Below are 13,026 nucleotides of genomic sequence, written 5' to 3'. Positions count from 1 at the left end.
GGATCAACCGCGGACTGCGGTGAGAGATTCCCGCGCGGCGGCGGCTACGTTCTCGGCGGTGAAGCCGAACCCGGCGAACAGGGTTCCGGCGTCGGCGGAGGCGCCGAAGTGCTCGAGCGAGACAATGCGTCCCGCGTCACCGACGTACCGGTACCAGGTCAGCCCGATCCCGGCCTCTACCGCCACGCGGGCCTTCACGGAGGGCGGCAGGACGCCGGCCCGGTACTCCGGGGACTGCTCCTCGAACCACTCGACGGACGGCATCGACACCACGCGGGTGCCCACGCCCTCGGCCTCCAGTTGCTCGCGCGCGGCGACGGCGAGCTGCACCTCGGAGCCGGTCGCGACGATGACGACGTCCGGGGTCTCGGTGGAGGAGTCCCGCAGGACATACCCGCCGCGCGCCGCGTCGGCGTTGGCCGGGTAGGTCGGCACGCCCTGACGGGTGAGGGCCAGACCGTGCGGGGCCGGGTTCGTGGCGTGCCGCCTGAGGATCTCGCCCCAGGCGATCGCGGTCTCGTTGGCGTCGGCGGGGCGGACGATGTTCAGGCCGGGGATGGCGCGCAGCGAGGCGAGGTGCTCGACCGGCTGGTGCGTCGGGCCGTCCTCGCCGAGGCCGATCGAGTCGTGCGTCCAGACGTAGGTCACCGGGAGCTGCATCAGCGCGGACAGCCGGACGGCGTTGCGCATGTAGTCGGAGAACACCAGGAAGGTGCCGCCGTAGATACGGGTGTTGCCGTGCAGCGCGATGCCGTTCATCTCCGCGGCCATCGAGTGCTCGCGGATGCCGAAGTGCACGGTGCGGCCGTACGGGTCGGCCTCCGGCAGCGGGTTGCCCTTCGGCAGGAACGAGGACGTCTTGTCGATGGTGGTGTTGTTCGAGCCGGCCAGGTCGGCGGAGCCGCCCCACAACTCGGGGAGCACGTCACCGAGGGCCTGGAGTACCTTGCCGGACGCGGCACGGGTGGCGACGGAGGTGCCTTCCTCGAACACCGTCAGCGCGGCCTCCCAGCCCTCGGGGAGCTGGCCCGCGACGATCCGGTCGAAGAGCCTGGCCCGCTCGGGGTTGGCGGTGCGCCAGGCGCCGATCCGCTTGTCCCACGCGGTGTGCGCCTCGGCGCCCCGGTCGAGGGCCTGGCGGGCGTGGGCCAGCACCTCCGGGTCGACCTGGAACGTCCGCTCCGGGTCGAAGCCCAGGATGCGCTTGGTGGCGGCGATCTCCTCGGCGCCGAGCGCCGAGCCGTGCGAGGCCTCGGTGTTCTGCGCGTTGGGCGCGGGCCACGCGATGATCGTGCGCATCGCGATGATGGAGGGGCGCTCGGTCTCGGCCTTGGCCGCGGTGAGCGCGGTGTGCAGCGCCCGCACGTCGATGTCGCCGCCGAGCGCGGGCTCGATCCGCTGCACGTGCCAGCCGTACGCCTCGTAGCGCTTCAGCACGTCCTCGGAGAAGGCGGTCGCGGTGTCGCCCTCGATGGAGATGTGGTTGTCGTCGTAGACGAAGACGAGGTTGCCGAGCTTCTGGTGGCCGGCGAGCGAGGAGGCCTCGGCGGAGATGCCCTCCTCCAGGTCGCCGTCGGAGACGATCGCCCAGATGGTGTGGTCGAAGGGGGACTCGCCCTCGGGGGCCTCGGGGTCGAAGAGGCCGCGCTCGTAGCGGGCGGCCATCGCCATGCCGACCGCGTTGGCGACACCCTGCCCGAGCGGACCGGTCGTCGTCTCCACGCCCGCGGTGTGTCCGTACTCGGGGTGACCGGGCGTCTTGGACCCGTGGGTGCGGAACGCCTTCAGATCGTCGAGACCGAGTTCGTAGCCCGACAGGAAGAGCTGCGTGTAGAGGGTCAGAGAGGTGTGTCCGGGGGAGAGGACGAAGCGGTCGCGGCCGGTCCACTCCGGGTCGGCCGGATCGTGACGCATCACCTTCTGAAAGAGGGTGTACGCGGCCGGGGCCAGACTCATCGCGGTCCCGGGGTGACCGTTGCCGACCTTCTGCACGGCGTCGGCGGCCAGAATGCGGGCGGTGTCGACGGCGCGGCGGTCGAGCTCGGTCCAGATGGCGCCGTCGGAGCTCTGCGTACTCATCTTCAAGAAGTCCTCACTGAATGGGCGAACTCTGGGTCGATGCCTTCAAACCTAAAAGTCAGACTTTTGCTGGGGAAGGTGCCCGTGTGTCAGCCTTCGGTGAAAGTGGGACACGCAGAGTCGTGGCGAGCCGACGCGAGAAGGACATGGCAGACAGAACCACCCAAGGCGGTGCCGGGAGCGAAGGCGGCCGGGAGGGGATCAGGACCTTCCCCTTCCCGGCCGATCTGAGCCTGTCCGGCGTGGGCATGCAGGTCGGCGCGATGGGGACCGGGCGTACCTGGCACGCGGACGCCCCGCTGGAACGCGTGCACCGCATCGACTTCCACGTCGTGATGCTCTTCCACGAGGGCCCCGTCCGGCACATGATCGACTTCGCCGAGTACGAGGCCCGCGCGGGCGACATCCTGTGGATCCGGCCCGGTCAGGTGCACCGCTTCTCCACCACCGACCGCTACCGCGGCACCGTCCTGACCATGCAGCCCGGGTTCCTCCCCCGGGCGACCGTCGAGGCGACCGGCCTCTACCGCTACGACCTGCCCCCGCTGCTGCGCCCCGACGCCGGCCGGTTCACGGCACTGGAGCACTCGCTCGCCCAGCTGGAGCGCGAGTACGTCGACACGACCACACTGCCGCTCAGCCTGCACACCTCGGTGCTGCGGCACTCGCTCACCGCGTTCCTGCTGCGCCTCGCCCATCTCGCGGCGAGTTCCGCCGAGACGGCCCGAGAGCACACCGACACCACCTTCACCCGCTTCCGGGACGCGGTCGAGAAGGACTTCGCCACCAACCACAGCGTCAGCGCCTACGCCGACGCCCTCGGATACTCACGCCGCACCCTGGTCCGCGCGGTGCGCGCCGCCACGGGCGAGACGCCCAAGGGCTTCATCGACAAGCGGGTCGTCCTGGAGGCCAAGCGGCTCCTGGCCCACACCGACATGCCGATCGGGCGCATCGGAGTCGCCGTCGGCTTCCCGGACGCGGCCAACTTCTCCAAGTTCTTCCACCAGCACACGGGGGCGACCCCGGTGGCCTTCCGCGCCGAACTGCGCTGAGAGGGGCGGACCTTGTGGTCCGCCCCTCTCAGCCGGCCGTGCGGGGCCGGGTCACCAGCCGATGCCGAGCGTCAGCCCGGTCGGCGGGCTCGCGTTGCCGAGGATCTGCACCGACGACTGGTCGTTGACGTCGTCGTAGGGGAAGGCGTAGGCACGCTTGTCGAGACCCACGGTGTGCAGGAAGGCCGCGTAGTCGTTCCCGGCGCCTGGGGTGTAGTAGGCGGACGGGGTGTACCAGGCCGTGGTGTCGAGGGCGACGCCCCGGTTGAACGCGGCGCAGAACTCCGCGCCGAGCTGCTTCTCCGGGTCGCTGCCGGAGGCCAGCGCTCCGGCGCAGGCCATGACGTCCGCGGAGGACGGTTTCCGGAGGGTGTAGGGACCGGCTCCGTTCTTGGTGAAGGTGAGCGTGGTCCCGGCGACCCGGCCGGTGAAGGTCTCGCCGAGCCGGGTCAGTTTGAAGGGGTGGGTGGAGTAGTACGACCAGGCCTGGTCGATGGAGGGCTGGAGATGGTCCGCCTGGGAGCCTCCCGGGAGGAAGAGGTCGGAGGAGCGCGGGGCGACGATCCGGTACGGATCCTGCAGCGGCCTGAAGGCCGCGCCCACCGAGGCGGCGTACTGCGACATGACCTGGGCGCGGGTCAGCGTGATGCCCCGCGTGGTGTCGTAGCCGCTCGACGCCTGAGTGAGCCGCGAGGTCATCGGGAAGCCGAACTGGTCGACCTGGGTGGTGTTGCCGCCGAAGGCCACCTGCCCGAAGACGTACGTGTACTCGTACCAGTCGTAGTAGACGTCGGTGTTGGGGTCGTTCGGGTTGCGCAGGTCGGGGCCGCCCCAGCCCTGGTCGTCCGGGGAGACCGGGATGTAGAGGGGGGAGCCGAGGGAGACGTAGATCCGGCCGCCGCGGATGGACGTCGGGGAAGGCACCGAACCGCCCGACTGGGCCAGCGTGAACGACATGTTCGGGTAGCTCACGCCGTTCCTGGTCAGATGTCCGGGCGCGCTCGCGTCCAGGTGGCTGATGTGCGCCATGGTCCCGTCGGCCTTCATGTACGACCACTGACCTGGCGTCACCTGACCGAGCACCGTGACGTAGATCTGTGAATCCCCGTACGTGCCACGGGTGTTGTTCTGGAAGGTGATCGGGAAGCTGCCGGTGCCGCCTCCGCCGCCTCCTCCGCTTCCCACGGTGTGAGTGAAGTGCGGGGTGTCGAGGAGCGGGCCGCTCCTCTCGTACGTGAACCAGTACTCCAGGGTGAAGCCGCTCGGCAGGCCGCTGACACTCTGCCGCCAGGTGCCCGAGGTGTTCGTCATCCGGAAGTTCTGCTGTCCCGCGCCGGGCGACAGGTAGTGCACATCGACCAGTGACGCCGGCGCGGTGGGTGTGAACCAGATCTGGACGGATCCGGAGCCCGTCGAGGCGACGCCCTGGGTGTAGTCGGCGGCGGCCCTGGCGGGTACCGCCCCGGCCAGGCCGAGCACCAGCACCGTGAGGAGGGCGGCCAGGACGGCGCCGGCCTTCCGCCTGACCACGGGGCGTGATGCGGCCGGCCCGGCCGGGGATCGGGTGAGCATCCGTCAACTCCTGTGTCAGTGACCGAAGTCGAACCAGTTGACGTTCACGAAGTCCGCGGGCTGGCCGCTGGTGAAGGTCAGATAGACGTCGTGGGTTCCGGTGACGGAGCTGATGTTCGCGGGCACGGTCTTCCAGGCCTGCCAGCCACCGGTGTTGCCCAGTGCGAAGCTGCCGACCGGCGTGCTCGTACGGCTGTCGAGGCGCACCTCGACCAGGCCGCTGACCCCGCCCGCCGCGCCGCTCGCGACCCGGCCGTAGAACTGCTTGGCGGCCGTGGAGCCGAAGTTGACGCCCTTGTAGAGCGCGTAGTCGCCGTTCGCGAGCGCGCTGATGTTCTGGCCGCCGCCGGAGTCGGTGGTGGTCTCGGTGCCGACGCCCGCCTGACCGTCGTAGGACTCGGCCTGGATGGCGCTGTACGCGTCACGGTTGCCGGTGGGCGGCGGAGTGGTGCCGCCACCGCCGCCGCTGCCCGACTGGAGGACCTGGACGTAGTCGACCACGAGCGGGTGGCCGGGTTCCGTGCCGCTGTCCGGGCCGCCGCCGAAGGCGTCCGGGAAGCCACCGCCCATCGCGACGTTCAGGATCACGAAGTAGCCGTGGTTGGTGGCGTTCGTCCAGGTGGTCGCGTCCACCTGGTTCGCCCGGACCGTGTGGAAGTTGACGCCGTCGAGGTAGAAGCGCATCTCCTCGACGCTCGTCGACTTGTCCCACTCGACGGCGTACGTGTGGAACCCGGCCTGACAAGTGGCCCCGGTGCAGGGGGTGTTGCCGCCGATGCCGGAGGTCTCGTTGCAGGGGCCGCCCGGTGAGGTACCGCAGTGCATGGTGGCCCACTCGGTGTTGAGCCCCTGGACGTTCTCCATGATGTCCAGTTCGCCGATGCCCGGCCAGTTCCAGTAGTTGCCGCGGAAGGGCGCGCCCAGCATCCAGAAGGCGGGCCAGTAACCCTTCGCGGCCGCGCCGGTCACGTTCGGCATCTGGAGGCGGGCCTCGACGCGGAGCTTGCCGCCCGCGGGCGGCTGGAAGTCGGTGCGGACCGTCTCGATCCGGCCCGAGGTCCAGTTGCCCGCGGCATCGCGCCGGGGCGTGATCCGGAGGTTGCCGGCGCCGTCGAGCGCGACGTTGTTGGTGCTGGACGTCATCGTCTCGATCTCGCCGGTACCGAAGCCCGCGGGACCGCCCGGGTAGCTCGTGCCCGTCGTGTACTGCCAGTTGGCCGTGTTGACGCCGGTTCCGGCGGACCCGTTGAAGTCGTCGAGGAAGACCTGGGACCAGCCGGAGGGGGGTGTGGGGGCGGAGGCGTTCGCGGGGAGGGTGGCCGCCGTGGCGGCCACCGCCGCCAGGCTCAGCGTGCTGAGCACGGCGATGAGCACGCGCCGCAGTGGGCCGCGTCTGACAGGTGTGCCGGAAGTTTCACTCATGGGGTGTGCCTCTTCGGGTACGGGGTGTGGGGTGCGCGGGTGGTCGTGAGAGCGCTCCCATGGCCAGTTGAGAGCGCTCTCACAGCAGCTGCGCGGCCAATGTGCTCTCTGTCACTCCGGCCGTCAAGAGGTGAAGCCGAGAAAGTCCTTACGGCTCAAGGGAGTTCACGCCGTGAAAGAAGGGGGCACGCCGAAGGGGCGGGCCCGGCGCGGTCCGCCGATGCCCGCCCCTCGGGGTGGACCGTCAAAGAGCGCTGCCGGCCTTCCAGTCCGCCCACGACAGGTTCCAGCCGTTGAGGCCGTTCGACGCCTCGACGGTCCGCTCGCCCGAGTTCTTGACGACCACCACGTCACCGAGCATCGAGCTCTCGTAGAACCGGGAGCCCGGCACGGAGGTGTCGTCGGCGCCCTTCACATCGTGCAGGCCGATGCAGCCATGGCTGGTGTTGCTGCCGCCGAAGATCGAGGCCGAGGCCCAGTAGTTGCCGTGGATGAAGGTGCCGGAAGTGGTCAGGCGCTGGGCGTGCGGCACATCCGCGATGTCGTACTCGTCGCCGAGCCCGACCGTCGAGGACTCCATCCGGGTCTCCTCGAACCGCTCGCTGATCACCATGATCCCGGACCAGGTGGTGTGGTCCGCGTCGCCGCCGCTGACCGGATAGGTGGCGAGGGTCGCGCCGCTCCGCTCCACCGTCATGGTCTTCTTCGCAAGGTCCACCGTGCTCACCTGGTGGCGGCCGATGCGGAAGGTGACGTCCTTGGACTGGACGCCGTAGACGCCGTCCGTGCCCTCGACGTCCTTCAGACGCAGGCTCAGCGTGATCTTCGTGCCCGCCGCCCAGTACCGCGCCGGACGGAAGTCGAGCCGGGTGTTCCCGAACCAGTGGCCGACCACCTCGGCCGCGGGCTCCGCCGTCACCGTGATCGCCTTCTCGACGGCAGCCCGGTCCGTCACGGCCTTCGTGAAGTTGATCGACACGGGCATGCCGACGCCGGAGGTCGAATTCGCCTCGGGCGTGAAATAGCCCACGAAGGTCTCGCCCGGGGACTTCGTGACGAAGACCGCGGTGTGCTCCGCGGCACCCTCCGCTTTCGCGGTGACCGTGTATTTGGTGCCCGAGTACGGATTCCGGGTGGAGGTCCATCGGGTGCGGCCGTCGTTGAAGGATCCGGCCAGAGTGGAGCCGTCATTGCCGGACACATCGACCGTCGACAGAGTGCCGTCGGTCACCGAGACCTCGACCGGGCCGGTGAATTCGGCCTTCTTCGTGCCGTCGGCGGGGCTGACGGTGATGGCCGGCGTCCTCACCTGGGATTTCGCCTCGGTCCCGGCCTGTGTCCCGCCGGTCGGCGTCGTTGCCGTCCCCTCCGCGGCGTCCGCCGGGTCGCCGCACCCCGTCAGCGCCAGGGCCGGCACCGCGGCGCCGAGGGCGGCGAGGATTCCCCGCCGTGACCAGGCCGGACGCCCGGGCCGGTGCCGCGCCTGCCCCGAGGCCTCCGGTGCGGACTCGGGCCGGTTCGATATCTCAGGGAAGCCCACGGAACGCCTTTCCTCGGTTCATCGCTCACCACCACTGCGGGTGCATCCTGCGCGACTTCCATGGGTTGATTCTTTGAATCCGACGGCTCCAACCTGAGATTCCTGTGAAGACGTCCGGAGAGACGGCCTAAATCCACGGTTGCCGGGCCACCTTGGAATGTGAACAGAGTATGAAGCGCCGACCGGATCCCTGAGTTTTCCGTGAGATCCCCTTCCAGGAGCCCCCTTTTCCTGACCTCTCCGGTCGCCGAGTGACGAAGGAGCTCCGCTTGCCGGTTCCGCAGCAGACCCCGCCGGAGGCATCCGTGAATCCAGCCCGTGAGCGGCACACCGTGGCGATCGTCGGAGCGGGTGCGGCCGGCACGCTCACCGCCGTGCAGTTGTGCGAGACGGCGACCCGGCGCCGCACCCCCCTCGAACTCGTCCTGGTCGATCCGGCCCCCGAAGCCGGACGCGGCACCGCGTACGCCACCCCCGATCCCCGGCACCGGCTGAACGTGCCCGCCGGCGGCATGAGTTGCTACCCCGACGACCCAGGACACTTCACCCGCTGGCTGTGCCGGCACGGCGAACCCACCGTCAGGGGAACCGACTTCGCCACCCGATACCGCTACGGCGCCTACCTCGCCGACACCCTGGCCCAGGCGATCGTCCACGCCCACGGCACCGTCGCCGTACACCGGCTGCGGACCAGGGCGGAGGGCTGCATCCCCGCCCCGGGCGGCGGGCTGGAGCTTCGGCTCGCCGACGGGGAGCGCCTGTCGGCCCACAGCGCGGTCCTCGCCACCGGACCGGCGGCCCCGCCCGGCGACCGGGTCCCGCCCGGACTCCGTACCTCCGAACGGTTCATCGGGTCCCCCTGGGCGCCCGGCGCCCTCGACGGACCCCTCGCCGAGCCGGCCGCCCGCGCGAGCGGACGCGCGAACGCCGACGTCCTGCTGGTGGGCACCGGGCTCACCGCGGTCGACCTGGCGCTCAGCCTCGACCGGCCCGGACGCACCGTGCACGCGCTCTCCCGCACCGGCCTGCTGCCGCAGCCGCACGCGCTGAGCCCCGCCGCCGAGATGGCCGCACCCGAAGGGCTCGACGCGCCGACGCTGTCCACGCTGCGCCGGACCGTCTACCGCCACATCGGCCGCGCCGTGCGCGCCCACGGCGACTGGCGCCCCGCGCTCGACAGTCTGCGCCCGCACACCGCTCGCCTGTGGCACAGCCTCACACCCGAGGAACGCGCCCTGTTCCTGGAGCGCGAGGGCGCGTTGTGGAACACCCACCGCCACCGGATGGCGCCGGTGACGGCCGAGTCGGTGGCCCGGGCCCGTACGGCCCGGCGGCTGCGGGTGCACACGGGCAGGATCGCCGACGCCGTGGTACGCCCCGACGGCTCCGTAAGGGTCACGCTCTCCGACGGCCGTGACATCCCGGCAGGCTGGGTGATCGACTGCACGGGGCCCGGCCCTCGACCCGAAGACCCCCTGTGGCGCTCGCTGTTCGACACGGGTGCCGCCGTGCCCGGCCCGCTCGGTCTGGGCGTCGCGACCCGCGACGGCAGGCTCCTCGACGCCGATGGCACCGCCGGGCTGCCGGTGTTCACCCTCGGCGCCCCGCGCCGCGGCGAACTGTGGGAGACGACCGCCATCCCCGAAATCCGGGTCCAGGCCGCCGACCTGGCGCAGCAGTTGCTCGCACCCCAGGCACCCGCGCGGCGCTCCGCGCGCCGCCGGCCGGTCGACGCCCACGGACTCGCGCTGTCCACCCACGCCGAGGCGGCCGCCGCCCATCGCACCGGCCTCGAACGGGTCCTCAAGGTCAGGGCCGGTGCCGAGGACGCCTTCGCCCGTGCCGTCGCCCTCGACCCCGGCTTCGCGCTCGGGCACGCCGCGCTCGCCCTGCTCGGCCACGAGTGCGGCGCCGACGTCGACGTACCGAGGACGCTGGCCGACGCGCAGCGCTGCGCGCGGGAACGGGCCGACGAGCGTGAGCGCTCCTTCGTCGACGTGGTGACCCGCCGCGTGCACGGTGAGTCCCCGGACGGCGGCGCGGGGGCCCTGCTCGGGCACCTCGCCGCGTACCCCGCCGACGCGCTGGCGCTCGCCGCCGCCGTGCCCACCATCGCCTTCTCCGGCATCAACGACCTCGACACGGGCTACGCGTTGAACCTGGTCGAGCGCGCCGCGCCCGCCTACGACGGTCACTGGTTCCCGGCCTCGCTCCTCGCCTTCCTGCGCCAGGACCAGGGCCGGTACGACGAGGCCGCCGAACTGGCCCGCCGCGCGCTGACCGCCGAGCCGGCCTCCGGACACGCCGTGCACGCCCTCGCCCACGTCCACTACGAGTCAGGGGCCCACGAGACCGGCCGCGACTGGCTCGACGCCTGGGTGTCGGGGCACGGACGGGGCGCCGTCCACCGGGCCCACTTCTCCTGGCACATCGCCCTGCACGAACTGGCCCTCGACGATCCCGCCGCCGTCCGCAGACGCTGGTTCGCCCAGCTGGCGCCGGGGCGGGTGACCGGTGTACGCGCCCTGGTCGACTCGGGATCGCTGCTGTGGCGGGCCCGGCTCAGCGACAGCTGGCGGGGGCGGGTACCGGCGGCGGACGTCCTCGACAACGTCGCCCGGGAGATCGTGGAACGGCCCGCGACCGCCTTCACCGCGCTGCACGCCGCGGTCGCCCTCACCGCCGTCGGCGATCTCGCGGCGCTGCGCCGGCTCCGCGACCACGCCGCCGGCGCCGACCCCGTACAGCGCGAGGTCGTCGTCCCCCTCTGCGAGGCCTTCGCCGCCCTCGTCGAGGAACGGTTCTCCGAAGCCGCCCGGGGCCTGGACGCGCTCCTCCCGGTCCTCGGCCGGGTCGGCGGCAGCGCGGCCCAGCGGGAGGTCGTCGAGGAGACCCTGCTGTACGCCCTGGTCGCGGCGGGCCGCTGCGAGGCGGCCCGCCGTCTCCTGGACTCCCGCCTCGACCGCGGCCCCTCACCCCGGGACAGCCGCCTGCTGGCCGAGCTGCCCAACTGAGCTGAGTGCGGCGGGCGGGCGCCGCTCGGTCGCGCGACAGCGCCGTCCGCGCGCGACGAAGCGGTCCGGCATCCGCAGTCGGGGGCAGGCGGATGCCGGACCGCTCGCGTCCAAGCGGTGGGAGCCCCAGCGGTCCGAGGACCGGCGTCGACAGGGGTACCGCTCGGGACCGAGGTCAGACGCCGGCCAGCTGGGGCCGCTCCGCCGGCTCCTCCTCGCTCACGCCGAGCCGGTCGTGCGCCCTGCGCAGCGCGCCCGGGGCCCACCACGCCCGCCTGCCGAGCAGCGCCATCGTCGCCGGTACGAGGAGCATGCGGACGACGGTCGCGTCGATCAGGACCGCGAGCGTGAGGCCGAGGCCGATCTGCAGGATGGGCGAGAAGCCGCCGGTCATGAACGCGCCGAAGACGATGGCGAGAAGCAGGGCCGCGCAGCTGACGACCCGGCCCGAACGGCGCAGCCCGGTGACGACGGCCTCCTGGTGGTCGCCGGTCCGCAGCCAGGTCTCGCGCATCCGTGCCAGGATGAACAGCTCGTAGTCCATGGCGAGTCCGAAGGCGATCGCCATGATCAGCGGCGGAGCGGTCAGGCTCAGCGAACCGAGGCCCTCGGCGCCCAGCACCCCGGCCAGATGCCCGTCCTGGAAGACCCAGACCACCGCGCCGAGCGCGGCCCCCAGACTGAGCAGCGTCGTCGCGATCGTCCGCAGCGGGATCAGCACCGAACCGGTGAAGGCGAAGAGCAGGACGAAGATGCCGGCGAGGACCGTGACCGCGGCCCAGGGCGCCCGGTCGGCGAGCATCGCGCGGAAGTCGACCAGCCGGGCCGCCACGCCGGTCACCTCGACGGGTTCGTCGCCGCGTACCTGCCGTACCCGCTCGACCAGATCCGTCGCCGCCTTCCCGTCGACGCTTCCGGTCGGCTGCAGGTGCACCAGCGTGCTGCCGTCCGGCAGGGCCCGCGCGTCACTCGTGCCGACGAGGCCACGGACGCGGTCCACCGTGCCGGGACCGGCGCCGGAACCCACCACCACGGACACCGGAGACACCCCGGTGCCGGGCGGGAAGTGGGCACCCAGCGTGTCGTACAACTGCCGTGCCTCGGTGCTCGCGGGCAGCTGCTTGGCGTCCCCGATGCTGATCTTCATGCCGACGGCGGGCAGCGCGAGGACGATCAGGGCCGGGACGAGGGCCACGAGGACGACGACCGGACGGCGGGTGGCGAACCGGGCGAGGCGCGCGAAGACGCGCCCCTCGGTCTCCGGACCGGCCCCGGCGGCCGCGGTCTTCGCGCGTGCCGGTGCGATCCCCGCCCCGAAGCGGGCCAGCAGGGCGGGCAGCAGGGTGATCGCCGCGAGCATGTCGACGACGACCACGGCGGCCACCGCGAGACCCATGCTGCGCAGGAACGGGCTGGGGAAGACCAGCAGCCCGGTGAGACTGACGGCCACGGTGAGCCCGGAGAACAGGACGGTCCGTCCGGCTCCGGCCACGGTGCGGTGCACGGCCTCGACGACGTCGTCGGTGTGGCGCCGCTCCTCCCGGAAGCGGACCACCATCAACAGGGCGTAGTCGATGGCCAGTCCGAGTCCCAGCATGGTGGTGATCTGGATCGCGTACACCGAGATGTCGGTGAACTGGCTGAAGGCGAACAGCGCCAGGAACGCGCCCGCGACTCCGCTGATCGCGATCACCAGCGGCAGACTCGCGGCCCGCAGCCCGCCGAAGACGACGAGGAGCAGGGCGAGCACGACCGGCAGGGAGATCAACTCGGCCCGCTGCACGTCCTCCTGGGCCCGCCCGCTCATCTGCTGCCCGAGCAGCAGCCCACCGCTGACGTGGACTTCGGGCGCGTCGATCCGCTTGATGCGCTCGGCCGCCGCGTCGACGGCCCTCTTCTCGTCCCGGAACTTCATGTCGCCCTTGAGCGTCACCGGGATGACGAGCGCCCTGCCGTCCTCGGAGGTGAGACCCCGGGTGGTGTACGGGTCGGGCACCTCGGCGATTCCCGAGACCGTACGCAGGTCCGCGACCGCCCCCGCGACCTGGGACCGCAGCGCGGGGTCCGAGACGGAGGTGCCCGCGATGACGGCGGTGATCGACTCACCGCTCGTGTCGACGCGGTCGAGATGGGCGGCGGCGCGTTCCGACTCGGTGCCCGGGACATCGGGCACCGAGTCGACGAGCCGGCCGAAGACGCCCGTGCCGAGGCCGAAGCCGATCAGCAGCATGAGCAGCCAGACGAGCATCACGGTGATCGGGCGGCGGGTCGCCGCCCGGGAGATCGTGGCGAGCACGGTGCGCCTCCCGGCGGTTGGTGCGGTTCCTGACAACGCCACTCAGCG

7 protein-coding genes are annotated in these 13,026 nt (G+C 71.7%); 2 read left to right on the top strand and 5 right to left on the bottom strand.

What is annotated here, in order from left to right:
- Positions 1–3: 3 nt before the first annotated feature.
- Positions 4–2,079, bottom strand: a complete 2,076-nt coding sequence (gene tkt / locus OOK38_RS01175; protein ID WP_266848016.1) for a transketolase — start codon at positions 2,077–2,079, stop codon at positions 4–6.
- Between the two features lie 146 nt (positions 2,080–2,225).
- Between tkt and OOK38_RS01170 the strand changes: the two genes are divergently transcribed.
- Positions 2,226–3,134 carry an AraC family transcriptional regulator gene (locus OOK38_RS01170; RefSeq protein ID WP_266763955.1) on the top strand — a complete coding sequence of 303 codons (909 nt, stop codon included), beginning with the start codon at positions 2,226–2,228 and terminating at the stop codon, positions 3,132–3,134.
- 51 nt (positions 3,135–3,185) lie between these two features.
- Here the strand turns inward: OOK38_RS01170 and OOK38_RS01165 are convergent, their stop codons facing one another.
- From OOK38_RS01165 to OOK38_RS01155, 3 genes are all read right to left on the bottom strand, one after another.
- Positions 3,186–4,706 (bottom strand): glycoside hydrolase family 64 protein, encoded by a 1,521-nt coding sequence (locus OOK38_RS01165; RefSeq protein ID WP_266848015.1) that lies wholly within the window; start codon positions 4,704–4,706, stop codon positions 3,186–3,188.
- 15 nt (positions 4,707–4,721) lie between these two features.
- Positions 4,722–6,128, bottom strand: a complete 1,407-nt coding sequence (locus OOK38_RS01160) for a glycoside hydrolase family 16 protein (protein ID WP_266763957.1) — start codon at positions 6,126–6,128, stop codon at positions 4,722–4,724.
- Between the two features lie 244 nt (positions 6,129–6,372).
- Positions 6,373–7,569: an Ig-like domain-containing protein gene (locus tag OOK38_RS01155; RefSeq protein ID WP_266765940.1), complete on the bottom strand. Its 1,197-nt coding sequence runs from the start codon at positions 7,567–7,569 to the stop codon at positions 6,373–6,375.
- A 404-nt stretch (positions 7,570–7,973) separates the two neighbouring features.
- On the opposite strand from OOK38_RS01155, the gene OOK38_RS01150 reads away from it, so the two are divergent.
- Complete coding sequence (locus OOK38_RS01150; RefSeq protein WP_266763958.1) at positions 7,974–10,682, top strand: FAD/NAD(P)-binding protein; 2,709 nt, start codon at positions 7,974–7,976, stop codon at positions 10,680–10,682.
- 175 nt (positions 10,683–10,857) lie between these two features.
- Here OOK38_RS01150 and OOK38_RS01145 read toward each other — a convergent pair whose 3' ends face one another.
- Complete coding sequence (locus OOK38_RS01145; RefSeq protein WP_266763959.1) at positions 10,858–12,978, bottom strand: MMPL family transporter; 2,121 nt, start codon at positions 12,976–12,978, stop codon at positions 10,858–10,860.
- Positions 12,979–13,026 lie beyond the last annotated feature (48 nt).

It is taken from the genome of Streptomyces sp. NBC_00568 (assembly GCF_026341855.1).
Classification (GTDB): Bacteria; Actinomycetota; Actinomycetes; order Streptomycetales; family Streptomycetaceae; genus Streptomyces.
The sequence above is the reverse complement of the archived record's forward strand: the minus strand, read 5'-3'. Positions and strand labels throughout refer to the sequence as shown.

What these genes read in the sequence shown, in the direction of transcription:
- tkt (WP_266848016.1), bottom strand. Translation starts at nt 2,079, where the DNA reads ATGAGTACGCAGAGCTCCGACGGCGCCATCTGGACCGAGCTCGACCGC.
- OOK38_RS01170 (WP_266763955.1), top strand. Translation starts at nt 2,226, where the DNA reads ATGGCAGACAGAACCACCCAAGGCGGTGCCGGGAGCGAAGGCGGCCGG.
- OOK38_RS01165 (WP_266848015.1), bottom strand. Translation starts at nt 4,706, where the DNA reads ATGCTCACCCGATCCCCGGCCGGGCCGGCCGCATCACGCCCCGTGGTC.
- OOK38_RS01160 (WP_266763957.1), bottom strand. Translation starts at nt 6,128, where the DNA reads ATGAGTGAAACTTCCGGCACACCTGTCAGACGCGGCCCACTGCGGCGC.